This window comes from Halanaerobium sp. (assembly GCF_003070835.1).
On the sequence record NZ_QBLR01000031.1, the window covers coordinates 1 to 25,278 of the forward strand.

The 25,278-nt window shown below is 31.9% G+C and carries 19 protein-coding genes, 1 tRNA gene and 2 pseudogenes; 19 read left to right on the forward strand and 3 right to left on the reverse strand.

All coding sequences use genetic code 11. From position 1 onward, the window contains the following. Window positions 1-130 precede the first annotated feature (130 nt). Window positions 131-490: a hypothetical protein gene (locus CI949_RS05430; protein WP_089655143.1), complete on the reverse strand. Its 360-nt coding sequence runs from the start codon at window positions 488-490 to the stop codon at window positions 131-133. A 391-nt stretch (window positions 491-881) separates the two neighbouring features. Here CI949_RS05430 and CI949_RS05435 point away from each other — a divergent pair, with 391 nt between their 5' ends. The 5 genes from CI949_RS05435 (at window position 882) to CI949_RS05455 (ending at window position 5,948) form a co-directional block, all read left to right on the forward strand. Continuing rightward, window positions 882-1,997, forward strand: coding sequence for a betaine/proline/choline family ABC transporter ATP-binding protein (locus CI949_RS05435; RefSeq protein ID WP_089655144.1), 1,116 nt, complete (start codon window positions 882-884; stop codon window positions 1,995-1,997). A gap of 12 nt (window positions 1,998-2,009) precedes the next feature. Beyond that, complete coding sequence (locus CI949_RS05440; RefSeq protein WP_089655145.1) at window positions 2,010-2,675, forward strand: ABC transporter permease; 666 nt, start codon at window positions 2,010-2,012, stop codon at window positions 2,673-2,675. Then, window positions 2,676-3,302: an ABC transporter permease gene (locus CI949_RS05445; protein WP_089655146.1), complete on the forward strand. Its 627-nt coding sequence runs from the start codon at window positions 2,676-2,678 to the stop codon at window positions 3,300-3,302. Between the two features lie 57 nt (window positions 3,303-3,359). Then, window positions 3,360-4,364: a glycine betaine ABC transporter substrate-binding protein gene (locus tag CI949_RS05450; RefSeq protein WP_290763758.1), complete on the forward strand. Its 1,005-nt coding sequence runs from the start codon at window positions 3,360-3,362 to the stop codon at window positions 4,362-4,364. Between the two features lie 180 nt (window positions 4,365-4,544). After that, on the forward strand, window positions 4,545-5,948 hold the full coding sequence (locus CI949_RS05455; RefSeq protein WP_073156890.1) for an NAD(P)/FAD-dependent oxidoreductase: 1,404 nt from the start codon (window positions 4,545-4,547) through the stop codon (window positions 5,946-5,948). Window positions 5,949-6,040: 92 nt separating this feature from the next. Here the strand turns inward: CI949_RS05455 and CI949_RS05460 are convergent. After that, a tRNA-Pro gene (locus CI949_RS05460) sits at window positions 6,041-6,117 on the reverse strand. A 157-nt stretch (window positions 6,118-6,274) separates the two neighbouring features. Between CI949_RS05460 and CI949_RS05465 the strand changes: the two genes are divergently transcribed. The 9 genes from CI949_RS05465 (at window position 6,275) to hslO (ending at window position 17,214) form a co-directional block, all read left to right on the forward strand. Beyond that, on the forward strand, window positions 6,275-6,733 hold the full coding sequence (locus CI949_RS05465) for a redoxin domain-containing protein (RefSeq protein WP_081374506.1): 459 nt from the start codon (window positions 6,275-6,277) through the stop codon (window positions 6,731-6,733). A 233-nt stretch (window positions 6,734-6,966) separates the two neighbouring features. Then, window positions 6,967-7,455, forward strand: coding sequence for a DUF456 domain-containing protein (locus tag CI949_RS05470; RefSeq protein WP_223174587.1), 489 nt, complete (start codon window positions 6,967-6,969; stop codon window positions 7,453-7,455). Window positions 7,456-7,541: 86 nt separating this feature from the next. Beyond that, complete coding sequence (locus CI949_RS05475) at window positions 7,542-9,521, forward strand: UvrD-helicase domain-containing protein (RefSeq protein WP_073156898.1); 1,980 nt, start codon at window positions 7,542-7,544, stop codon at window positions 9,519-9,521. 3 nt (window positions 9,522-9,524) lie between these two features. Beyond that, the gene (locus tag CI949_RS05480; RefSeq protein ID WP_110300797.1) at window positions 9,525-11,732 is read left to right on the forward strand and encodes an ATP-dependent helicase; all 2,208 of its coding nucleotides are present in this window, start codon (window positions 9,525-9,527) and stop codon (window positions 11,730-11,732) included. Further along, the gene (locus CI949_RS05485) at window positions 11,733-12,530 is read left to right on the forward strand and encodes a PD-(D/E)XK nuclease family protein (RefSeq protein ID WP_089716065.1); all 798 of its coding nucleotides are present in this window, start codon (window positions 11,733-11,735) and stop codon (window positions 12,528-12,530) included. A 304-nt stretch (window positions 12,531-12,834) separates the two neighbouring features. Then, window positions 12,835-15,132, forward strand: a complete 2,298-nt coding sequence (gene recJ, locus CI949_RS05490; RefSeq protein ID WP_110300796.1) for a single-stranded-DNA-specific exonuclease RecJ — start codon at window positions 12,835-12,837, stop codon at window positions 15,130-15,132. 54 nt (window positions 15,133-15,186) lie between these two features. After that, window positions 15,187-15,891 carry a 2-phosphosulfolactate phosphatase gene (locus CI949_RS05495; RefSeq protein WP_234971175.1) on the forward strand — a complete coding sequence of 235 codons (705 nt, stop codon included), beginning with the start codon at window positions 15,187-15,189 and terminating at the stop codon, window positions 15,889-15,891. Next, window positions 15,892-16,176, forward strand: coding sequence for a hypothetical protein (locus CI949_RS05500; protein WP_089716067.1), 285 nt, complete (start codon window positions 15,892-15,894; stop codon window positions 16,174-16,176). It abuts the gene before it with no gap. Window positions 16,177-16,272: 96 nt separating this feature from the next. Then, on the forward strand, window positions 16,273-17,214 hold the full coding sequence (gene hslO, locus CI949_RS05505; RefSeq protein WP_110300795.1) for an Hsp33 family molecular chaperone HslO: 942 nt from the start codon (window positions 16,273-16,275) through the stop codon (window positions 17,212-17,214). A gap of 33 nt (window positions 17,215-17,247) precedes the next feature. On the opposite strand, the gene hflX is transcribed toward hslO, so the two are convergent. After that, entirely contained in the window at window positions 17,248-18,477 is a 1,230-nt protein-coding gene (gene hflX, locus CI949_RS05510) for a GTPase HflX (protein ID WP_290763799.1), read from the reverse strand. 784 nt (window positions 18,478-19,261) lie between these two features. On the opposite strand from hflX, the gene CI949_RS05515 reads away from it, so the two are divergent. From CI949_RS05515 to CI949_RS05535, 5 genes and pseudogenes are all read left to right on the forward strand, one after another. After that, window positions 19,262-19,705, forward strand: a complete 444-nt coding sequence (locus tag CI949_RS05515) for a DUF123 domain-containing protein (protein WP_110300794.1) — start codon at window positions 19,262-19,264, stop codon at window positions 19,703-19,705. Window positions 19,706-19,735: 30 nt separating this feature from the next. Next, window positions 19,736-20,497: pseudogene (locus CI949_RS05520) on the forward strand (UvrD-helicase domain-containing protein); the annotation flags it as partial. Window positions 20,498-21,097: 600 nt separating this feature from the next. Next, on the forward strand, window positions 21,098-22,942 hold the full coding sequence (locus CI949_RS05525; RefSeq protein WP_089723193.1) for a reverse transcriptase/maturase family protein: 1,845 nt from the start codon (window positions 21,098-21,100) through the stop codon (window positions 22,940-22,942). Between the two features lie 191 nt (window positions 22,943-23,133). Next, window positions 23,134-24,444 carry a 3'-5' exonuclease gene (locus CI949_RS05530; RefSeq protein WP_234971177.1) on the forward strand — a complete coding sequence of 437 codons (1,311 nt, stop codon included), beginning with the start codon at window positions 23,134-23,136 and terminating at the stop codon, window positions 24,442-24,444. Window positions 24,445-24,456: 12 nt separating this feature from the next. After that, window positions 24,457-25,278 (forward strand): annotated as a pseudogene (locus CI949_RS05535) (NAD-dependent DNA ligase LigA); the annotation flags it as partial.

A 25,278-nucleotide genomic window follows, 5' to 3' on the forward strand; every position in this document is an offset into this window, starting at 1 on the left:
AAATTAACCAGTTTTATCAAGTACTTCATAATCAATGTTTTCTGGTAGTACTTGTAGGAAACAGGATTTTTAATTTTGCTATTTTTGGTTTTACCTACCTGTTTGAATGCAAGCATATAAAAAGCATGGTTTAATTGGAAATAAATAATGCAGCCAGTTTAAAATTAATACCAGGCATAGTAGTTAGCTGATACTGACTTTTCTCAACTGCCTTTTTAAGTTGCTTATTTATTTTCTCAAGAGATTTTGCAAGTAATCTCAGGTGTTCAATTGTGCTCTTGATGATAGTATTTCTGGCTTCAGCGTCAATTTCATCAGATTTATCAGGAGTTTTGAAAGAACTAATATCCTGAATAAAACTTTCAAAACTGGCTGGATTATTGGGGGTTTGAGTTAATACTATTTTCTGATGAAAACAGTTTAAGACATAGGCGGTATGCTGGTTTTTGTGAGTATCAACATCGACAAATACGTAGTTTTGATGTTCCACAGTGATCAGCTACTTAATTAGATTTATTTAAATTATCATCAGGGCGTGCCCTATTTGGATTAGCGTTGATTCGCAGCGTCCTATTTAACGTCTCTGATGATAAAATAGGTGGATGGCAGTTTCGTATAAAGCGTTACTCTAGTAAGATAGAGCCGCAAGGAGGATACTAGCCTAATCCACCTATTATGAACAAATTTATAAAACAAAAGAAAATGGGACGGAGTACACAAATGTTAGAGCGTTACTCTTTTAAAAGAGCCGCAATATACTCCATCCCAGGTAAATTATATCAAAAGACAAAATGAAGTACAAATTATTTAGTTTGATTAATTTCTAAAATTTAGAATAATACAATAGGAGACGCTTTTTTCTTTTTAAGGAGGGATGTTAATTGATTAAATTAGAAAATTTATCAAAAACATATTTTACTGCTGAAGAAGAGGCAGTTTCTGATTTAAATTTAGAAGTTAAAGAAGGCGAAATCTGCGTTTTTGTAGGCCCTTCTGGCTGTGGTAAGACAACTACTCTTAAAATGATCAATAGATTAATTGAACCAACTTCCGGGAAAATTTATATTAATCAAAAAGATGCTATTTCATTGGAGAAAAGTGAATTGCGTAGAGAGATTGGTTATGTAATTCAGGAAATTGGTCTTTTTCCGCATTTAACAGTTAAAGAAAATGTAGCCACTGTTCCAAAATTATTAAAATGGGATCCTGAAAGAATTGACAAGAGGGTAAAAGAATTACTAAAAACTATTGGACTGGATCCTGATAACCATCTGGATAAATATCCTAATGAGCTTTCAGGGGGTCAGCAGCAGAGAGTGGGGGTGGCCAGAGCAATGGCAGCAGATCCTCCAATTATGTTAATGGATGAGCCTTTTGGGGCTGTTGATCCTATTACTAGAGCTGATCTCCAGAATGAATTTCTTAGACTGCAGAAAAAGATTAATAAGACTATCTGTTTTGTTACTCATGATATTGATGAAGCAATTAAAATGGGGGACAAAATTGCCATAATGAATCAGGGGAAATTAGTTCAATATGATACTCCAAAAAATATTTTATTTAACCCCAAAAATGAATTTGTTGAAGATTTTATTGGTTCAGATAGAGGATTAAAAGTCTTAAATCTTTTAAAGGCTAAAAAAGTAATGGAAAAAGAATTTTATAAAGCAGATAGATCTGAAAGTTATGAACAGGTAATAAAAAAACTGGAAGAATCAAAACAGAAGTATATTCTTGTAACTGCAGATAAAAGAAAATTAATGGGTTATGTTAATTTAAAAAGACTCAAAGAAAATGAGGAGTCTGACTGGGAAAAACATATAAAAATGACTCCTGTGATAGAAGAGGATGCCTCTTTAAAAGACGTCTTAAATAAAATGATAGAAAATGATGTAACTTTAATTCCTATAGTTGACAGTGATAATAATCTGAAAGCAACAATTACAATGGAGATTATTCAAAATTATATTAGTGATGAATATAATCAGGAAGAATAAAGGGGGATTAAGATGGCTGTAATTGAATATTTTTTTGAAAATTCGGATAAAATTTTAGAATATACATTAGCACATCTTTATTTGATTTCAATTTCAATTATACTTTCCTTAATTCTCTGGGTAAGTGTAGGAATTATAATTAGAAACAGGGAAAAAACCGCAAAATCATTACTGGGGTTTGGCAGCCTGATTATGTCTGTCCCCAGTGTCTCACTTTATGGTATATTAATGACATTACCGGCTTTTGGTCTTAATATGAGAAGTGCAATTTTTGCACTGGTTTTATATTCAATGATTCCAATTGTTAGAAATGTTTATACTTCTTTAAACGAAGTAGACCCAGCCATTTTGGAATCGGCTAAAGGAATGGGGATGACAGAAAAACAGATTCTGTGGAAGGTGCAGCTGCCGATGGCGATGCCGGTCATTATAGCTGGAATAAGGGTTGCGCTTGTAATGATGGTTGGAATTGCTACTCTGGCAGTTTTTATAGGTGAGCGTAACTTAGGCCAGCTAATTTATCAGGGAATTGTTAGAACTAAAACAGAAATGATTGTTACCGGCGCTATTTTAATTTCACTAATATCAATTATTGTTGATATTATGATGGAGATTTTAAAAAGGATTTTAGTCTCACCTGGTTTATTAAAAGAGGATTCAGCCGGGGAGGGAAAATAAATGTGGAATGAGATCTGGCAAATTTTTATTGATGAAGGTATTTATTTAATGATTGAACATTTACAATTAGTTGGAATTGCTGTTTCAGCTGCAATTATAATTGCACTTCCTGCAGGTATTCTTTTAAGTAGAGATCTTATGAGAGATTATTCAGGTAAAATCATTGCAGTTTTTAATGTAGCTCAGGGCTTACCAAGTCTGGCTATAATTGCTCTTTTTCTCCCACTTTTGGGTATCGGTTTTTTTCCAGCTGTGACTGCACTTACTATTTATGCACTTTTACCAATTGTACGGAATACTATAGCTGGTATAAATAATGTAGAAGATGAGATAATAGAGGCGGCTCGGGGAATGGGAATGACTCCTTTTCAGGTTTTATATAAAATTGAATTACCTCTTGCTCTACCAATAATTATTGCAGGTATCCAAACTGCAGCTGTTATCAGTGTAGGTACAGCAGTTATTTCCAACTTGATTGGCGCAGGAGGTTTAGGTCAGCTTATTTTTACTGGTCTTGTCAGATTTGATACACAAAAAATTTTACTGGGTTCTATTTTATCTGCAATAATCGCCATAATAATTGATCGTTTATTTGATCTGATAGAAAAAATGCTGCAGAATAATTAATTAGAAATATTCAAACTGGAGTAATCTAAATTTAAAAAATTTAGGAAGGGTGAAAATATGTTAAAAAAGAAAAAAGTTTTATTTTATTTAATGATTCTTTCACTGGTCTTTGCTTTAGTTTTAACTGGCTGTGGACAGGATGGAGCTCAGAATCAGGCTCAAGAGACGTCTCAGAATACAGAAACAGCTGCTGAAATGGAAAGCTCGGCAGAACCAGAAGGTATTAGACTGGCAACAACTATAGATTTTTATGAGAGAAAGGATGGTCTTAGTGGTTTAGAGGAGGCATATGGGTTTGAATTTAATGATGATAATGTAAATACAATGCAGGTAGGACTTGGTTATGAAGCCCTGGACTCCAATAAGGTTGATGTAGCAATTGGTTTTGCAACTGATGGAAGAATTGCTTCTATGGATCTTAGAATTCTAGAAGATGACGAAGGATTTTTTCCAGTATATAATCTGGCACCAACTATCAGACAGGAAATTTTAGCGAGTTACCCAGAGCTTGAAAGTTTAATCAATGAGCTGCCACCTCTGCTTGATCAAGAAACCCAGATTGATTTAAATAAAAGAGTAGCTGTTGAAGAAGAATCCCCTGGAAAAGTTGCTGAAGATTTTCTAAAAGCAAATAATCTTTTAGCTGAAAATGTTGAAGAAAAAGATGGACCGACAATCGCAGTTGCTTCAAAACCCTGGACAGAACAGCTGATATTAGGAAATATGACTATAATGCTGCTTGAAAGTCATGGTTATCCAGTAGATGATAGAACAAGTCTTGGGGAAACTGCAGTTTTAAGACCTGCTATTGAATCAGGAGAAGTTGATATGTACTGGGAGTATACTGGAACAACTCTAATGACAACCATGGGATATGAAGAAGAAATTATAGAATCTGAAGAGGCTTATCAGACAGTAAAAGAATGGGATCAAGAAAATAATAATATTATCTGGCTGGATTATGCAGAAGCCAATAATACTTTTTGTCTGCTGATGAAGGAAGATAAGGCAGAAGAAATGAGTATTGAAAAAATAAGTGATTTAGAAGAACACATTAAATAAATTATTATATATGTATAACATGTATATTTTTGTAAACCGGTCTATAGGGCCGGTTTTTATTTGTGAAAGAAAAAAATAAATTAAAAGCAGGAATTTAGATATTTGTCTAGAAATTATAATATTGGTTTGTCTAAAGAAATTAATTAGACTTTATTTAAAAACCTGGAGGTTAAAAAATTAATGAGTAAAAAAAATTATGATGTGATTATTGTTGGAGCTGGACCAACTGGAATATTTACTGCGGTAGAATTTGTTAAAAAGGAAGCAGATTTAGATATTCTAATTATAGAAAAAGGAACTAATTTAAAAAAAAGGGTTTGTCCAATGAAAGAGAACCCTGGTATGGGCTGTGTCAACTGTCCCAGTTGTGCAATAGTTTCAGGTTGGGGTGGAGCTGGAGCCTATAGTGATGGTAAGCTTTCACTTTCTCCTGATATTGGAGGGAATCTGGAAAATTATATAGGAAGACAGGAACTGATTGATAATATTTCCTATGCAGATGATATTTATATGGAATTTGGTGCACCTGACCGTGTTTTTGGAGTTGCTGAGGATCAGCAGGATGAAATTAGAAAAAAAGCTGTAAGAGCTGAATTGAAATTTATCCCTGCCAGTTTAAGACATTTAGGAACCGGTTACAGTCAGGTGGTTCTGCAGAATATGCAGGATTATTTGGAAGAAAATGGGGTAGAAATTAGATTTGGGATTAATGTTAAGCAGTTTATAGTTGAAGATGATAAAATTGAAGCTGTTAAGACTGCTGACGGAGATGAAATTACAGCGGATTTTGTAATGACTGCAGCCGGAAGAGAGAACGCAGAATGGTTAACCAATCAGGCAAAAAAATTAGATATTCAGACTGCAATTAATCCAGTAGACATCGGAGTTAGGGTCGAATGTCCGGCTGCAATAACGGAATATATGACTGATAATTTATACGAATCAAAATTGATTTATCATACTCCCACCTTTGAGGACAAGGTAAGAACTTTTTGTATGTCACCATATGGTGAGGTAGTAAGTGAGAATAATCAGGGCTTAATTACTGTTAATGGACACAGCCACTCTGATATTAAAACTCATAATACTAATTTTGCTCTGTTGGTTAGTAAGACTTTTACTGAACCTTTTCACGAGCCGATTAAATATGGTAAAGATATTGCCAAACTTGCTAATATGCTGGCTGGAGGGGTTTTAGTTCAACGACTGGGTGATTTGCTTGAAGGCAGAAGAACTACCGAAGAGAGGTTGGCTAGATCGGTTACAGAGCCAACACTTAAAGATGCAACTCCAGGAGACCTATCACTGGTACTGCCGCACAGACATCTGACAGGGATTATCGAGATGTTAAAGGCTCTGGATAAAATAACTCCAGGAATTTATGGAAGAGATACACTGCTTTATGGAGTAGAGGTTAAATTTTATTCTTCACGCTTAAATGTTAATGACAATCTGGAAAGTAAAGTAGAAAATCTATTCTTTGGTGGAGATGGGGCTGGAATAACAAGGGGTCTGATGCAGGCTTCTGTTTCTGGAATTGTAATAGCTCGCTCAATTATGAAAAAGTTAGAAAAAAATATATAAAATATAAAATATAATTAAAAAAGCAGTAAGCTCAGTCTCTGAAGATTGAGTTTGCTGCTTTTTTGTTTGCAAATTATTGGTTTTTAAAATAATGGTCTGGCTGCGGGGATTTGAACCCCGGACCTCTTCGTCCCGAACGAAGCGCGCTACCAAGCTGCGCCACAGCCAGCTAATATTATAAAATATTATATCATAATTTATTATAAAAAAAAAGAAAATAATTATCGATTTTGTTAAATTTTAACTTGATATTTATTTTCAATTTATATATAATTAATACAAGTTAATAACTCAGGTTTAAATATAATTAATAGGGGGTATATTTAATGAAGATTGAAGTAGGAGCTAAGATTCCAGAAATAAATTTAAGAGATCACAATGATGAAGAAATTACATTAGACAAATTTGAAGGAAAGAATGTTCTTTTGTCATTTCATCCTTTAGCTTGGACAAGTGTATGTCGTAATCAGATGCAGGCACTAGAAGATAATTATAAAGAATTCGAAAAAAATAATACAGTTCCAATTGGAATTAGTGTTGATCCTGTTCCATCTAAGAGAGCTTGGGCTGAAAATATAGGTTTAAAAAATTTAAAATTAGCATCTGACTTTTGGCCTCACGGAGAATTCGCTTCTAAATTAGGTATTTTTATTGAAGAAAAAGGAATATCTGGTCGAGTAAATATTTTAGTCAATGATCAGGGAAAAGTTCTTTGGATTAAAGAATATGATATTCCTGAACTACCTGATATAAATGAAGTATTAACTGCTGTAAAAAATAATTAATTTCTACTAAAAATAAAATTCAAGATTCCTGTTATTCAAAGTAAAATAGAGAAAAAGTTAATAATTGATTTATTCTAAAACTAATTTTAAGAGTAAGTGAACTCCCTGTTTATTATAATAAACAGGGTTTTTTGCTTGCTCTTTGTTATTTATGTTATAATTAATTTCAGGCTTAAAGAAAAATTAAATATTGTTTGGATATCAAAAAACTAATTATATTATTTTCAAAGGATGTGAAAAGCTTGGATATATTTTTAATAATTATGGTAGTAATTTTATTTGTAATTGAAATCGCTGCAATATTTTTACCAGTACTGCCAGATTCTATTTTTTTCTGGTCTGCTATCATTTTATATAAAATAATTAAAAATGGTATTAATTATTCTCCATATTTTTGGACTGGAGCGATTTTGATAACTGTACTCATCTTTTTTGCTGATTACTTAGCAAATGCTTATTTTATTAAAAAACGTGGTGGCAATAATAAAACTATATTTGCAGCTGTCATTGGTATGATATTTGGAACAATATTTTTAGGACCATTAGGATTTATAATTGCACCTTTTATTTTAATTTTTGTTACAGAATACTGGCAGAGTAGAAATAAAAAAGATTCATTTAGACTTGCAGTGGGCAGCATATTAGCATTTTTAACCAGTACAGCAGTTAGATTAGCTATGCAGATCTTTTTAATGGTATGGTTCTTTATAGAAATCTACTAAGAAATGTATTAAAATATCTTTTAATTATATTAAACCTGCGAATAGATTAAACATCAAGCTTAGCACAAAAGCAAAGGAGGCTGACAGTGTACAAAATATATAGTGGAAGTACAGGAAGTGGTAAAAGTTTTAAATTAAAAAAAGAATATCAGAAGCTGGCTTCTAAAATTGGAAGTGAAGAAATACTATTATTTTTGAATTCAGCTCGTTCTGTCAGCCAATTCAGAGAAGAAATAAACTTAGAAATGGTTGGTAACTTAAATATTTATACTTATTTTGGCTTTGTAAATCAGCAGTTAAATAAGAACTGGCCAGCAGTAGAGAGAAAATATAGTGGAGAAAATGAGATTATTGAACCTACTTTTATGAACATAGAAACTTCCCATTTTTTGATGAGCAACTATGTAGCCAAATATAGAGAGGAAAAAGCTTATTTTAGAAATATAAAAGCGAGGCCGGTCCAGATTGCAGTACAGCTAATAGATAATTTGAATTTAGCAGCTTTTAACATGCTTAATTTCGAAGAACTTAGGCAGAGACTAATAAGTTGGACTCAAAATGATGAAGAACGAAGAGAATATGCTGAGCAGTCAATTAGAATAATGAAAACATTTAGGAAATTTTCTCTAAATTATAGGCTTTTTGATTATTCAGCTGCAGTGACTTTATTTAATCAGTATCTCTTATCTGACTCAGAATATCTTAATAATTTAAATAATAGTTATAGTTATCTTTTAGTGGATGATTTAGAAAAACTTGTTCCTGCCGGTCAAAGTTTAATTAAAACTTTAACAGAAAATAGATTGAAAGGGATTTTTACTTTTAATGAAAGTGGTGGTTTTAATAGATTCTTTGGGGGTAATCCAGCTGCAGCTAAAAAAAAGTTTTTTAATTCAGAGGCAGCGATAATTCAGTTAAAAGAAAACTATACATCTTCAAGTGCCAGTGTTGAATTAGCAGAGCAAATAAAGGAGGTTGTCCAGGAAAGAGAAAAAAATACACTAAAATCAAAACTTTTGTTAGCGGAAATAGATAGTGAATTAAGAGGAGAAATGCTAATTAAAGTAGCTAAGGAAATTATTACTTTACTTAAAAAAGGTACAAAAGCTGATCAAATAGCAGTGATTTCTCCTAATATTGATAAGGTGTTAAGTTTTAGTTTAGAACAAATTCTAGAAAAAAATGGATATCAGTTAAGCAATTTTAATCGATCTAAAAGATTAATTGATATTCCTTTCGCCAGAGCACTTTTAATTTTATATTTATTTTATTGTGGTAAGACAAATATTGTTGGCATTTCATCACTGCAGCAGGCTTTAAGTCTTCTTTTAGAACTTGATCCTTTAAGATCATATATCTTAGCGGAAGAAATCGCTGCTTCTGGAATGAATTTAATTGATCTTGATCAATCAAACTTACGAGGAAAAATTAATTTTCATTCTGCAGAAAAATATGATTATTTAAGAGATTGGCTCCAGGACAAAAAAGAAAATAAATTAGAAATAGAAGATTTTTTTCAACTAGTTTTTAGCGAACTGTTAGCTCCTTTAAATCCTTCTGAGGAAGATGTTTTTGCCTGCAGACAAATGATTGAATCAGTAGCCCGTTTTCATCAGGCAGTCGAAAATTTTCATCAGGAAAAAGATGATTTGAGTGAGCGTTACATTAATATGATTTATGAGGGGACTCTTGCTGCTGAAACTCTTTTTAAGGGTCAGGAAAAAGACAAAGGAGTGATTCTTGCTTCTCCCTATAAATTTTTATTTTCACCTGAATTAAAAGGAGTAGATTATTTATTTTTGCTTGATATTTCAAGTAATGAATGGATGCAGAGTATTGCCAAGGAACTAGTTAATCCTTATATTTATACGGATCAGTGGAAAAAACAGGCAGCCTGGGATGATAAAATTGATCAGCAAATCAGATTAAATCAACTTAGTGACTTTTTGATTAGTTTGATTTATAAAGTAAAAAAAGGTATTTATGTAGCAGATAGTTTTTTGAACAGCAGTGGTAGAGAGCAAGAAGGACCACTTTATCGCTGGTTTGATGTGAGAGGAGAGTAATTAATGAATTTTAAACCGAGACCTGGACAGAAAGAAGTTTTAGAATATCAAGATGGACAGCTTGCTGTACCTGCTGTTCCAGGAGCAGGTAAGACGACAGTTCTTGCACATCTTGCAGCAGAGCTGATTGAGAAAAAATTAAATAATAATCAAAAAATATTAATAGTAACCTATATGAATTCTGCTGTAGCAAATTTCCGTAAAAGAATTGGAGATTTTTTGGCAGAAAAAGGTTTACCCCGCAGTAGGGGTTATAGTGTTAAAACTCTACATTCTCTTGCTCTCGGCATTATTAAAGAAAAACCTGAGTCAAGATTAATTAATCAAGATTTTCAATTAATTGAATCAGGTAAGCGTTATCGCTGGATAAAAGATTTATGCCGCAGATGGGCAGGAGAAAATAATAAACTGCTCCAGCATTTTTTCAATTTAGAAAAAAATAGTTATAAATTTGAAAAATATCTAAAAAAATGGGAAGAGGAAGATTTTCCAGCTTTTGTAGCTTCTATGATTTCATATTTCAAGCTTAAGCTTTTAAATGGGGAAGAATTAAAAAATATGGTTAAATATTCGAATCTTAAATCTGCAAATATTTTAACGCCAGCAGTAGATATTTTTTCAGAGTATGAATTTAAAATGGCTCAAGCTGGACTTTTAGATTTTGATGATCTTGTTCAGCAGAGCTTAAAATTATTAAAAGAAGACGCTGATTTTGCTGAGCGTATTGCTTCTCAGTATGCATATGTTTTTGAAGATGAAGCACAGGATTCTAATCAAGCTCAAGAGGAAATGCTTTATTTACTTACAGGTGATAATAATAATTTAGTTCGAGTTGGGGACAGCAACCAGGCTATTACAGGAACTTTTACTCTTTCTGATCCAGAAATATTTCGTAGTTACTGTAAAAGAGAAGAGGTTAAGGTAGAAACTATGGCTGTTTCCAGCCGCAGCAGCCAGGATATTATTGATTTAGCTAATTACCTTATTGACTGGAGTCAGGAAGAATTTTCTGAAAGAGAAATTGAGCCTTTAGAATCTAAATATATAAAAGCAGTTTCTAAAGATGATCCAGCGCCTAATCCTCAGCCGAAAGGGTATAGAATTGGGAGTCGTGCTTTTAAAACTTGGAAAACAGAAAAAAAATTTATAGCTCGCCAGGCTCTGCGTAAAGCCAATGAAAATACTAAAGCAACTACAGCAGTGTTAATGCCTACAGGGTGGCAGTTAGAAGAAATTGCCAGAGAAATAAATAGTTTGGGGGGAGAGTTCCAGCTTGCTGGCAGCAGCTCGAGAAATGCTTTTTTAACAGAAATAGAGGTAGTATTAAAATTTTTAACCTCTCCTGCCTCAGAGGATAATTTAAAATTGGTTTTTGCTGAACTCTTTAGTAAAGAAAAGCCAGAATTGACACAGCTATTAGACACCAGCTTAGACAAAAATGAAAATCAAGAATTAATTTTTCCTCTATCAGGTTTAAATCGAGATAATTTTGAACTTGAATTTAGAAAAAAAGATGGTTTTGAAGATTTTTATAAGAGTTTACTGCAAATTCAAGGGTGGCTTCAGGCTTCGATGGAATTACCACCAGATGAGTTGGTATTGTTTTTAGCTGAAAGAATCGGACTTACAGGTAAAAAACTGGCTTTAGCTCAAAATTTAGCCTTAGAATTCGGCAGACTTTTAAAAGATAATCCGGCCTGGCGCTTGGATCAATTAACAGCAGAACTTCCTGAAATAAGGGATCGAATTAAGCAATTTGCTGAAACTTTAACTGAAATGGAAGGTTTTGAAGCAAAACCAGATCAGGTAACTTTGTCTACTATTCATAAAGCTAAAGGTATGGAATGGGATACTGTTTTTATTGGCAGCCTGACATCAAGTCATTTTCAGCATGATAATGATGACTATTTTATGGGAGAAAAATTTTATCTAAATGAAGAAATAAAAAATCCAAAAGCTTCTGCTAGAGCAGAATTAGAATATATTTTGAATGAAAAAAAAGAAAGAAATGTAGATTATAAAGCAAGACAGGAACTGATAGCTGAAAGGGTACGTCTTTTATATGTGGGAATTACTAGAGCCCGCAGCAATCTTTTTTTAAGTACGCATTTAAAACATGGAAAATGGAAAAAGGATCCTGCATTTATTTTTAGTTCTTTAGATAAGTTTATCAATAATAGAAAAAAAGAAAAGCAGCAGGGAGCTGATTAAATGCCATTAAGCACGTTAAATGATCTTTATTTTTCTCAATCTGCTCTGGCAATTTTTAATAAATGTAGAAGGCGTTTTAAATATCGTTATTTAGACGGTTTATATTGGCCTGCTGAATGGGGGATGAATGAAGAAGTAAAAAAAGATCTTAAACAGGGAAAGCTTTTTCACCTATTAGCTGAAAGATATTATAGTGAAACTATGGGAGAAACTGTTCTAAATTCTAACCAACTGCTGCAGTCCTGGCTGAATAGATTAAAATCTTTTGCGGCAGCTAAAAATGTAGTTTCTGCAGAACAGGAATTGCGTTTTCAAAAGAATAATCTTAAATTACTGGCAAAATATGATCTTTTAAAATATGATTATGAAGGAAAGAAATTTATAATTTTTGACTGGAAAACTGATAAAAAAAGTTTGACTGAAAAAGATATTGAGAAGTCAATGCAGAGTCGTTTCTATTTATTTCTTTTATTTGAAGCTGGTTATAAATATTTTTTAAATCGATATGAATTAAAGAATATGCCTATACTAATTTATTGGAATCCTCGTTATCCAAAAGAAAAAGTGAAAATAGAATACAGTAAAGATGATTTTAAAAAGGATAAAAACTATTTTGAAAGATTAATCAATGAAATTTTAAATGAAAATGAATTTTCATTAACTGATGACTTAAATAAATGTCGTTTTTGTGAATACAGACCAATTTGTAGAGGAAAAACTACTGAAAATAAAGAAATAATTGAGGATGATTTAAAATTAAATCTTGACTGGGACTCAGTAGAAGAAATGGAATTTTAAAAGCTACAAAAACAAGATTATAGTAATTATTTAATATGAGGTTAATTTTAAGAATAAATTTAAAAAAATTATTCAATAATTTATGTTTAAAAATCAAGATGATTATCAGCTTCGTTATATTTATCATACAAATCGACATAATAATGCTTTTTAATTGAACTTAATTTAGATCAATATGATGATCTTTTTAATAGTTGGGATGGGTCTGTGCTTGATCGTAAAGAACTTAAAGATAAAAAGAGAAGATATTTTAGATATCTTAATTCTGATATAATTTTTAAGTATAGAGATTGAGAGGTTAAAGATGAAAATAATTAAAGCGGAAGAATGTGAACCCTCAGCTGAATTGGTGGAATATTTAAAAAGCAAAAAACTCGCTTGTTTAGCAAAAAAAAGAGGCTTAGATACAAAAGATAAACTAATCCAGTTTTTAGAGATAGACAAATATATTCCCCTAAATTTAGATGATTTTCCAAAAATATATAAAATTGCTGATTTTATTTTACAGCATATCAAAAATGGCAGTAAAATTTTAATTTATGGAGATTATGATGTTGATGGAATCACATCAACTTCAATCCTATTTGGTGCTCTCAGTCAGCTGAGTGATCAAATTAATTATCATATTCCGGATCGATTTAAAGAAGGATATGGGCTTAATAAAAAAGTTTTGGCTGGGTATCAAGCTGAAATGGATTTAGTTATTAGCTGTGACTGTGGAATCAGCAACTACGACGAAGTGAAATTTGCAAAAGAAGCAGGTATGGATTTTGTTGTTACAGATCATCATGATTTACCAGATAAATTACCACCTGCTGATTATGTGATTTCTCCTAGATTATTACCAGAGGATCATCAGGGCTATTGGCTGCCTGGAGCTGGAATGGCATATTTTTTAATCAAAGCAATCTTTGAAAAAGCAGATAAAACGGGAGAAGAGGAAGACTATTTAGATTTATTATTACTAGCAATAATAGCAGATGTAGTACCATTAAAAGGAGAAAATCGTTATTTATTTAAAACAGGTTTAAAAAAATTACAATTTACAGAAAGAATTGGTTTAAAAGCTTTATATAATGAACTTGACATTAATCCTTTAGAGATAAACGAAAAAACACTTGGTTTTCAAATTGGTCCTCTACTGAATTCGGCCGGTAGAGTTGATAGTGCTGAAAAAGGATTGGAATTACTTTTAGCAGAAGACAAAAGTAAAGCTGCTGGTTTAGCTGCTGAATTAAGTCAAATAAATGATTATAGAAAAAAAATAAGTCAGCAAATTTATTTAGAACTTGAAAAAGAAATTAATCCTCAAAAAAGAAAGGCTTTAATCAGTTATAATTCTGATTGGCATCAAGGAGTAATTGGAATTGCAGCTGGAAGAGTAACTGAAAACTATCAGATCCCTGCAGTTTTAATGACATCTACTTTGGACGGAGAATTTATAACAGGTTCAGCGCGTTCAATAGAAGGTATTAATATTAATAATTTAATTTCTGAGTGTTCTGATCTTTTAGAGAAACATGGTGGTCATGCTGCAGCAGCAGGCTTTTCTTTAAAAAAAGATCGTTTAGAAAAATTTAAATTAAGGCTTCAGCGGCTTATTGATCAGAAACTAGATAAGCTTGAATCAGATTTTAAAATTAAAACAGATTTAAATTTAGAACTTTGCCAAATTAATGAAGAATTTTATCAATCTTTACGGCGCTTTGCGCCTTTTGGTGAGTCGAATCCAGAACCACTATTTTATTTGGAGGCAGATGTTATCAGCAGCCGTGAGATTTCTTCTGGCAGGCATAAACGACTTATTTTAAGCAGTGATGATAATCGAATAACTGCTCTTTGGTGGTGGAGTGGGGAAGTAGAAAATAATTACACTCAAAAAGCAGCCTGTAATTTAACTGAAAATAATTACAGAGGGAATAAAAATTTGCAGCTTGTGCTTAAAGCTTTAAAGCCATTAAAAGATAAATCTAAAAACTTTCATTTTAAAAAAGAAAAGAAAAATTCAGTAAAAATTATTGATTGGAGAGAAAAAAATATTTCTGAAATTCAAACTAGATCTGTCAATACTGTTTATTTTGCAGAGGGACTGCAGGAATATAATTTTTATCCACTTGTGAATCGAAATTATTATCGAAAAGCAGAAAAGTTAGTTTTAATTACATTACCATCTTCTCCTGCTGTTTTAAAAGAGGTTTTACTTTCAACTGCTGCAGAAAAGTTAATTTTAATAAATTCAAGAAATGATGTTATAACTTTTAATGATTTTATAAAAAAAGTATTGTCTTTATTAAAATACAGTCTAAAAAATAAAAATGGAATCTTTAATTTAGAAGAGGCAGCACTTGCTCTTGAGGTTGAAGAAATCACTATTAAACGAGCTCTAGATTTTCTAAGAGCAGAAGCATTTATAAGCTATGAATATATATCACACAGAGAAGTTTTAATCACTAAAAACGGAGAAAAAAATTTAGGGCAGGCAAATTTAAATAAAAAAAATTTAAAGAATCTTTTAAAAGAAAGCTCTGCTTTTAAAAGGTTTATTAAAAATAAAGATGCTGCTAAAATAGAGAATTTTATTAGTAATTTAGTGGCAAAATAAAAAAGCTGATCTGCTTTATTTTTAAAAATTCAATTAAAGCAAAGTAGGAGAGTGATGAAAATTAAAATAAAAAATTTAAAATTACTAACAGGAGCAAAAAAAGCAGAAGGATTAACAGTTATTGTTGATGTTTTTAGAGCTTATACAACTGCTGCTTATCTTTTCAGTAGTAAGGCTGATAAAATTTATATAGTTAGTAAAATTGAAACAGCTAAAAAATTAAAAAGAAAATTGAATTCACCAGTTTTAATTGGAGAAAGAAAAGGAATAAAAATTGCAGAATTTGATTATAATAATTCACCTTACTTTATTTCTCAAAACGATTTTTCTGGTAAAGAAATAGTTTTAAGTACCAGTGCAGGAACTAAAGGTATAATTGCAGCTAAAAATGCAGAAGAAATTATTGCAGGTAGTTTTGTTAATATCAATGCTGCAGCAGAATATATTAAAAATAAAAGGCCGGAATTACTTTCAATTGTAGCAATGGGTAATAATGGAACAGCTGAGGCTGAAGAAGATAATCTATATATGCAGGAATTAAATAAACTTTTAATTGGAAATAGTATTTTGAGTGAAGCTGAAATCAAAGATAAACTTCGAAGTCCAGCTGGAGACAGATTTTTTGTGGAATCAGCTCAATCGGAGATGCCAAAAGAAGATTTTGAGTATTCTTTAAAGATCAATTGTTTTAATTTTGTCATCAGAGCTGTAAAAATAGCAGAGGACATTTATCAATTAAAAAAGGAAGAGGTGAATTAAGTGCAAAAGCTTTTAATTACTGTAATTATTATTTTAATTATTTTAATTTCTGCAGCTATTACTAATCCTACCCGGGAAGAATTTATTAATTGGGGTGTTGCCGAAATAAAATCAGAAGCAGAAACTGATATTGAAAGAATTTTTGGAGGAGCAGTTGCAGCACCTATGTTGGAACTGCAAACAAAAGCAGATGATTTTGTATTTTTTACAATTTTTGTTCTAGAAAAATCAGATAGTGAAGTTAAATACCTGGGAATTTTCAATAATTTTTTTGCTTTAAATTAAAATAATTTGACTTTAGAACTCAGTTTAATAAAATAATGTATGAGTAAATGAGTGGAATTTAATTTTGATATAATTTAAGTTGGAGGAGATTATACAATGAAAGATTATTTAATTAGGGTAATAACAACTAATAAAGAAATTAGAGCTCTAGCAGTTAAATCTACTGATATTGTCAAAGAAGCTCAGGAAAGACATCAAACTACACCTGTTGCAACTGCAGCTTTAGGTAGAGTGATCACAGGGGCTTTATTGACTGGTTCTTTGGTTAAGTCTGGAGATGAAGTTGTTTTAAAAATAGAGGGTACAGGACCTGCAGGCAAAATTGTTGCAGACGCAAATCAAAAAGGGGAAGTACGCGGCTATATTGAAAATCCAAATTTGGATTTATATCAGACCGATTCTGGTAAGCTTGATGTAGCAAAAGCTGTTGGCGCGGGTGAACTCTCACTGACAAAAATCATGAAAATGAAAGAACCCTATACAGGCAGTGTTCCTTTAGTCTCAGGTGAAATCGGTGAGGATTTAACTTATTATTTTACTGCATCAGAACAGGTTCCATCTGCAGTAGGATTAGGTGTACTGGTTGATACTGATCTTAGTGTTAAAGCTGCTGGAGGATTTATTATTCAGTTATTGCCTGATGCTTCTGAAGAAACCATCCAAATGCTGGAATATAATTTAACAAAAGTAAAATCTGTCAGTAAATTAATTGAATCCGGTATGACTCCAGAAGAATTGTTAGAGGAACTTTTAGGAGATATGGATTATAGAATTATGGCTCGTAAAGATGTTGAATTTAAATGCAGATGTAGTAGAGAAAGAAGTTTTGAGTTAATAGCCGGCCTGGGCAAAGAAGAAATTGAATCAACTTTAGCTGAACAGGGAGAAATAGAAGTTCGCTGTCATTTCTGTAACAATACTTATACTTTTGAAAAAGAAGATGTAGAAACTATTATATCTGAGCTAGAGATAGAAGAAAATGAAATACCAGAGGTTAATACTGAGGAAATAATATTTGAAAAAGAAAATAATAAATAAAACTAAATAATAATCAAAATAAACCGCAGAGGATTAACTTTCTCTGCGGTACTTTTTTAATTTTGAAGCTATTTTTTTAGGTATTAAAACTTTTAGATATATATTGTTTTTTTGATATTTTTCTTCATAAACTTTAGCTGTATTATGAATCTTTTCTATCCATTTGGCTTCAGAGTAAGGAAGATCAAGTTCCATTTCAATCATTTCATTACTAATAATTTCATTTAATTTATTAATTACAGTATCGATATTAATTTCTTTTAAAGCAGAAATGAAAAGGGAATCAGGATAAATTATTTTCAAATCATTAAGTTTAGATTGTTCAATTAAATCAATTTTATTGAATACTTTAATTATTTTACAGCTCGGATCTACAAGTTCGTTAATTTCTTTATTTACGATTCTCATGTTTTTTTCCATTTCAGAATTTGAAGCATCAATTAGATGAAGAATTATATCAGCATTTTCAACTTCTTCTAAAGTGGTTCTAAAAGAAGCAATTAACTGGTGGGGTAGTTTATTAATAAATCCAACAGTATCACTTAAAATAATATTTTGTCCTACTGGCAGTTGAAGTTGTCGCATTGTAGAATCTAAAGTAGCAAATAATTTATCGGCTGTATGGCTTCCAGCTCCAGTTAGTTTGTTCATCAGAGTTGACTTTCCAGCATTTGTATAACCCACAAGTGCTGCAATTGGGTCTTGACGGCTGCTTCGTTGAACTTCTCGACTCGCCTTTATCTCTTTTAAATTTTCTTTAAGGCGATAAATTTTCTTTTCAATGCGGCGTCGATCAACCTCAAGTTTTGTCTCACCAGGACCTCTGGTGCCAATCCCACCTGCTAGTCTTGACATTTCTATACCTCGCCCCTGTAACCGTGGAAGACGATATTCTAATTGAGCTAATTCGACCTGGATTTTACTTTCGCGGCTGTGGGCATGCCTGGCAAAAATATCTAAGATAACCTGGGCTCGATCTATAACTTTAATCTCAATCTTATCTTCCAAATTACGCTGCTGAACAGGGGAAAGTTCATTATCGAAAACGATTAAATTAGCAGCAACTGTTTCTGCAGCCTCTTTAATTTCTTTTACCTTACCACTGCCGATATAATAAGCGGGATCAATTTTGCGGTCATGATAAGTCATTTTTAAAATAGTTTTAGCACCTGCAGTCTCAATAAGCAGCTGGAGTTCTTTTAATTCTCCCTCATTTAAACCAACTAAAACTGCTTTTTCCTGCATTTCTTGTATTTGATACATATTATTATTTTCATTAATTTCAAATTTATTATTAATATTATCATCTCCTAAATTTAAGTCTTAAGAATTAATACTTATTGATTAGTTCTTATTATATTATAACATTTTTTTAAAGAATCTAAAATCAATAAATTATTATTTAACGATTTAGTAAAAATAAAGATTAATTGATTTTAGTAAGTAAAAATAGGATATAACAGAGTATAAAGAAGCTAATCAAATTTTAAAAGAAAATAAAATGTGAAATCAAACACTTTACTGTTTGAAATAATAAGATTATTATGTTATTCTATGAGTACAAGATATAATTTAAATATTTACTTAGATGTGTAAATAATTTTTTGTAAATTCATGTTACTTTATTCACAAAATAATAAAATTTTCATTTATTGGTAAAGTTGAAAAGAAAAAATGCTAAAATTAATAAAATAAGTAGACCTTTAAATTTAAATTATTAATAGAGGTTTATAATAAATTTGCCCAAATGCTAAAATATACTCTATGCAAAAAGATGCTCTCCCCTGAGCATCTTTTTGTCATTCTTAGGTACTCAAAATTGGGTTATTTTTTATTTACTAACCACAGATAAGGGTATTGAGTGGTTATTTCTTATCTTTAGTAATTGATGTTCTATTCGATATAGTTATGGCATTAAGTGAAAAAATTGATAAAAACTAATAAATGTATTATAATTGAGATGCTGGGATACCGGCATTTTTTCTGTTAAATATGCAGGAGAATGTTGATTAAATCCAGAATATGACTATTTAGTGGAGTGATTTAGATGCAGAACTACCCTGATGGTGGAGTTTATATTTTAAAAATAAAATTAGAAAAGAAAATAGAAATTAAGATTGGAGCTTTGGGAAAAAAGATTTTTCCTCCCGGATATTACTTTTATGCAGGAACAGCTCAGCGCAATCTTAAGGCAAGAATTGATCGTCATTACAGTTCTGATAAAAATTATCACTGGCATATAGATTATTTTTTAGCTGAAGCAGATATAGAAAGTGATTTTGTTTTTGAACTGCCGGGGGCGGGAGAATGTTTTCTAGCCCGGATTTTAATAGATAATGGTGGAAAAACTTTGATTGATGGTTTTGGTGCCAGTGACTGCAGCTGCAGCAGTCATTTAATATATTTTTCAGCAGCGGTAGGCAATAAGATTGTAGAGGAATTAATAAAAAACAGAAATTTGGAAAAAGATTTTAATGAATTTAGTAAATAAAAAAATAATTTTAAATAAGGAAGTGGTTCGGTGGAAGATAGTGAAATACTGAAAAATCTTAATCAGGCTCAAAAAGAAGCTGTAAAACATCATCAGGGACCGGAACTGGTACTTGCGGGTGCCGGCAGTGGTAAAACAAGGGTTTTAACCAGAAGAATTGGTTATTTAATCAATCATTACGGAGTCTCCCCTTATAATATTTTGGCTGTTACTTTTACCAACAAGGCAGCAAATGAGATGAAGGAAAGAGTAAAAGAGATGGTTGGTGGGGTAAACAGCAGTCTCTGGGTTAGTACTTTTCATTCTTTTTGTGTACGAATTCTGCGTCGGGAGGCTGAAAAACTGGGCTATAATAAAAATTTTGTTATTTTTGACAGCCTTGACCAACGGAAACTTGTGAAAGAGGTTTTGAAGTCAAAAAATCTTGATCCTAAAAAAATAAAACCAAGATCAGTTTTAAATAAAATTTCAAGTGCTAAAAATGAATTAAAAACGCCAGAACAGATGAGTTCACTCTCAGGCAGTTTTTTTGATAAGACCGCTGCTGATATTTATGAAGAATATCAAAAACGACTTAAAGAAAATAATGCGATGGATTTTGATGACTTAATTCAGCAGACAGTAAGACTTTTTAAAGAATTCCCACTGGTTTTAGAGCACTATCAGGAGCGATTTGAGTATATTCTGGTTGATGAGTATCAGGATGTTAATCATGCTCAATATCAGCTGGTGAATTTGCTGGCAGAGCGCTACCGTAATATTTGTGTTGTGGGTGATCCTGATCAGGGGATTGTGCGTCCATAAGGGTTATTATGGTTTTAAGGTATTGGAACCTTTAAGACAAGAATATCTGTCTTAATGTCAAACAACTTATCCTAAGAGGAAACTCAAGGGGGAGTGTAGCATGTTGTTAAAGCTCTAAGTCAACTAGTCAACGAGTTGCGACTGAAGAGCGAGACATAAGGTGTAATATAAGGATAAAAGCTAGACTGCTTGAAGGATAGACTGAGAGGTGTTATGGTCCTCTATCAGGGAAAGTTGGCTATTAACCTGATATCAACCTTGATAACAAGAGATAAATGGAATCTTGGTATCAATATCAGTGAAATATAGATGCTCTTTCATTGATTGATATTCAAAATAAGGTTGGCTCACTTATAGATATAAGGAAAAGTCAAAAGTCCTATCCGATAATTACACATCCAGAACCAATTAATCTAAATGGAGAAGACCTAAATAGGAATGCTTAAAAGCTATGTTCTTTTTAAGGAACTGAATATCTTAAATGGTCTCGGAGTCATCGTAGTAGTCTGAAATAGGGAAAGCCTATTACATGGCGAAGGATGACAGTTAATGATAGTATAGAATAAATAGGAAGGAGCGAGATGCTTTATGAGAGATCCTATGGTAGTTTTATACAATTTGGCGAAACAAGCTAAAAAAGATAATTACACATTTAAGAGGTTATACAGAAATTTATATAACGAGGAATTCTATCTTAAAGCCTATGATAATATATATGCCAATCATGGAAGTTCTACTAAAGGTGTCGATGGTCAGACAGCAGATGGATTTAGTATAAGTAAAGTTAAAAAACTAATCCAAAAATTGAGAAATGAAAAATATCAACCTAAACCAGTAAAAAGAGTATATATTCCAAAAAAGAATGACAAAAAAAGACCATTAGGAATACCTACATTTAATGATAGGTTAGTCCAGGAAGTGGTCAGAATGATTCTAGAATCCATATATGAGGAAAGTTTCTCTAAACATTCACATGGATTCAGAAAAGCAAGAAGTTGTCATACAGCTCTAATTGAAGTTAAAAAAGAATTTACTGGTATTAATTGGTTTGTTGAGGGAGATATTAAAAGTTTCTTTGATACTATTGATCATCATATTCTAATAAATATTCTAAGAGAAAAAATCAAAGATGAAAAATTCATTAGATTAATTTGGAAGTTTCTTGGAGCAGGATATATTGATAATTGGAAGTATTACGGAACCTATTCTGGTACTCCTCAAGGAGGAATAATCAGTCCAGTACTTGCTAACATATATCTTGATCAGCTTGATAAATATGTTGAAGAATATAGAGAAAAATTTAAAGAAGGAAATCCCAAATCCAAAAAACGTAACACTGAATATAGAAAATATGCCACCAAAATAAGAAGATTAAAGAAAAAATATAATCCGATTTGGGATAAACTTAACGATAAGGAAAAAGCTGATATAATTAATAAAAAGAAAGAATGGGAAAAGAAAAAATTAAGTCTACCATATTATGATCCAATACACGAAGGTTATAAAGATATTAAATATGTAAGATATGCCGATGATTTTATTATTGGAGTATATGGAAGTAAAAATGATTGTAAAAAGATTAAAAAAGACTTAAATAATTTTCTCAACAAGAAATTAAATATAGAATTATCTAATGAAAAAACATTAATAACACATAACTCAAAGAAAGCAAGTTTTTTAGGATATGATATATCAATAATGAATGACCAGAGAACTTTCAAAAATAAAAGAGGACATAAGGTAAGAAATAATAATAAAAGAGTTGCCTTATATATGCCTCAAAATAGAATAAAAGATTATGTTGTAAAACACAATCTTGTTAAAGATGTTGACAGCAAAGATTGGCGTATGTTGCATAGACCCAAACTAATTAATCATCCCGAATTAGAAATTATAAGTCACTATAATGCTGAAATAAGAGGTTTATATAATTATTATAGACTGGCTAAAAATGTTTCGGTATATATGTGGCAATTCAGACATGTAATGGAATATAGTTGTCTGGCTACAATAGCAAATAAGCGAAAAAGTACTATATCAAAAGTTAAAACTAAATTAAAAAATGGAGAAGATTGGGGTATATGGTATGAAACAAAAAAAGGAGAAAAATTCCTGCCATTTTACAATGAAGGATTTAAACAAGTAAGAGATTACCAATTGAATGATTATGACTCAAATACTGTAGATGAATACCCAAATTTATATCCTTATTATAACAATACAACTAGTTTAGTTGATAGACTTAAAGCTTATAAATGTGAAATGTGTGGTACAGAAGATGAAAATAAAAAATACGAAGTCCATCATGTTAATAAACTTAAAAATCTAAAAGGGAAGAAAAAATGGGAGAAAATAATGATAGCTAAAAATAGGAAAACTCTTATAATGTGTAAAGAATGTCATGATAAACTTCATGAAGGAAAGCTTGATTAACTAAATAAATCATTAATAGAGAGCCACATACTTTGAAAGGAGTACGTGTGGTTCGGAGGGGGGTTCACTGAAAACCTGCTTTAGAGATAAAGTAAGGCGTTGGGTTCCTACCCTACTATGGTTTTAGAGGTGCAGATATCCGAAATATCTTAAACTTTGAAGACGATTATCCTGACGTTAAAACTATTCGTTTGGAGCAGAATTATCGTTCTAAAGGAAATATCTTAAAAGCAGCACAGTCTGTAATTAAAAACAATTCTTCTCGGAAGGAGAAGGAACTTTGGACAGATCAGGGTGAGGGTCCTAAACTGAAACTTTATGAAGCAAAAGATGAGAAAGAAGAAGCAGACTTTGTCTGCCGAACAGCTAAAGAACTGACTAAAAAAGAAGAACTGACTTTTGATGATCTAGCAGTTTTATACAGGACTAATTCACAGTCAAGGCCATTTGAAGATATGCTGATGAAATATGGAATACCGTACCAAATTGTTGGAGGAGTTCGTTTTTATGAGCGGATGGAAATCAAAGATATTATGGCTTATCTAAGGTTAATCTATAATCCAGCCGATGATATTAGTTTTTTAAGGATAATAAATCGGCCTAAAAGAGGTATTGGTGCTGGAACTCTGGGCAAAGTTCAAGATTTTGCAGAGGCAGAGGGATTAAATTTATATGAAGCTGCTTTAAAATCTAAAGCCAATCCTGCTTTGAGTGGAACTTACGCTAAGAGAGTACTTCACTTTACAGAAATTATCGAAAAATTGAGATCAGAAAAGGATGAAATTGCTTTAGCAAGACTGACTGAAAAACTTTTAGATAAAAGTGGATATCGACACAATTTAGAAGAAGAAAAAACTGCTGAAGCTGAAAATAGATTGGAGAATATTGAAGAATTATTTTCGGTTATCAACGAATATATGAAAAATAGTGATAATAATACACTGGCCGGATTTTTGGAAGAAGTAACTCTAATGTCAGATATTGATTCAATGGATGAAAAGCAGAGTTCAGTTACCTTAATGACTATTCATTCAGCTAAGGGATTAGAATTTCCAGTTGTCTTTTTAGTTGGAATGGAGGAAGGTATTTTTCCTCATTCTAATTCAATGTTTGAACAAAAAGGAATGGAAGAAGAAAGACGCCTCTGCTATGTTGGAATGACTCGGGCTGAAGAAAGATTATATTTAAGCAGGGCTCAGGTCAGGCTCCGTTTTGGAGAGAGAAAGATGAATCCTCCTTCTCAATTTATTGAAGAAATTCCTGAAGAACTTTTAGCTGGGACAGCTGATAAACGTTCTGAAATGGCAGAGGAAGAAAAGTTGATTCATTCTGACAACTCTGGAACTGAATATGCTATTGGACAGAGAATTGTTCATCCTCGCTGGGGAATTGGTACTATATTATCAATAAGAGGCGATAAAAATCCAGAATTAAAGATTGCCTTTGAACAGGGCAAAACTAGAAATTTATTGGCGGAATTTGCGCCAATTCAAAAAGTATAGGTAGGTGTAAAGATGGCTAAACTGACAAAAGAAAAAGCTGAAAAAAAGATAAAAGCATTAAGGGAAAAGATTAGAGAACATGAATATAAGTATTTTGTCTTAGATGATCCTTCAATTTCTGATGCTGAGTTTGATCAATTAATGCAGAAATTAATTAAATTGGAAAATGAATTTCCAGAGTTAGTAACAGAAGATTCTCCTACCCAGAGAGTTGGTGGAGAAGTCTTAGATGAATTCAAAAAAGTTGAACATTCTTCTACAATGCTCAGTCTGGATAATGCTTTTGGGGCAGGAGAATTAAGAGATTTTGATAAAAGAATACAAAAAAACCTTGATGGTGAAGACTATCAGTATGTTGTTGAACATAAAATTGATGGGCTTTCAGCAGTAATGCGCTACAGTGGCGGCAGTTTTGAACTTGGTGCTACTCGCGGTAACGGCGAAGTGGGTGAGGACATCACCAAAAACATGAAAACTATTCGTTCTCTTCCCTTAAAAATTGAAGAAGAAGCTGAACTGGAACTCAGAGGAGAAATTTATTTACCTAAAAGTGAATTTAAGCGTTTAAATGAAATAAGGATGGAAAATGATGAGTCTCCTTTTGCTAATCCCCGTAATGCAGCTGCTGGCTCAGTTAGGCAGTTAGACAGCAAAATTGCAGCTCAGCGCAGCCTTTCGATTTTAATTTATGATCTTATTTCCCATTCGGAAAGAGAATTTGAAACTCACCTTGAAGTTTTTTCTTATTTAAAAGAACAGGGTTTTAAGGTTAACTGGCATCAGTCTGCTGCTGAGATAGAAGCAGTGATAGATATCTGTGAGCGCTGGCAGGAA

Bases quoted from the DNA above. Each gene is read 5' to 3' on its own strand.
- CI949_RS05525 (WP_089723193.1), top strand. From the start codon at position 21,098: ATGAGAGATCCTATGGTAGTTTTATACAATTTGGCGAAACAAGCTAAA.
- CI949_RS05455 (WP_073156890.1), top strand. From the start codon at position 4,545: ATGAGTAAAAAAAATTATGATGTGATTATTGTTGGAGCTGGACCAACT.
- recJ (WP_110300796.1), top strand. From the start codon at position 12,835: ATGAAAATAATTAAAGCGGAAGAATGTGAACCCTCAGCTGAATTGGTG.
- CI949_RS05515 (WP_110300794.1), top strand. From the start codon at position 19,262: ATGCAGAACTACCCTGATGGTGGAGTTTATATTTTAAAAATAAAATTA.
- CI949_RS05465 (WP_081374506.1), top strand. From the start codon at position 6,275: ATGAAGATTGAAGTAGGAGCTAAGATTCCAGAAATAAATTTAAGAGAT.
- CI949_RS05450 (WP_290763758.1), top strand. From the start codon at position 3,360: ATGTTAAAAAAGAAAAAAGTTTTATTTTATTTAATGATTCTTTCACTG.
- CI949_RS05480 (WP_110300797.1), top strand. From the start codon at position 9,525: ATGAATTTTAAACCGAGACCTGGACAGAAAGAAGTTTTAGAATATCAA.
- CI949_RS05445 (WP_089655146.1), top strand. From the start codon at position 2,676: ATGTGGAATGAGATCTGGCAAATTTTTATTGATGAAGGTATTTATTTA.
- CI949_RS05440 (WP_089655145.1), top strand. From the start codon at position 2,010: ATGGCTGTAATTGAATATTTTTTTGAAAATTCGGATAAAATTTTAGAA.
- CI949_RS05485 (WP_089716065.1), top strand. From the start codon at position 11,733: ATGCCATTAAGCACGTTAAATGATCTTTATTTTTCTCAATCTGCTCTG.
- CI949_RS05495 (WP_234971175.1), top strand. From the start codon at position 15,187: ATGAAAATTAAAATAAAAAATTTAAAATTACTAACAGGAGCAAAAAAA.
- hslO (WP_110300795.1), top strand. From the start codon at position 16,273: ATGAAAGATTATTTAATTAGGGTAATAACAACTAATAAAGAAATTAGA.
- hflX (WP_290763799.1), bottom strand. From the start codon at position 18,477: ATGTATCAAATACAAGAAATGCAGGAAAAAGCAGTTTTAGTTGGTTTA.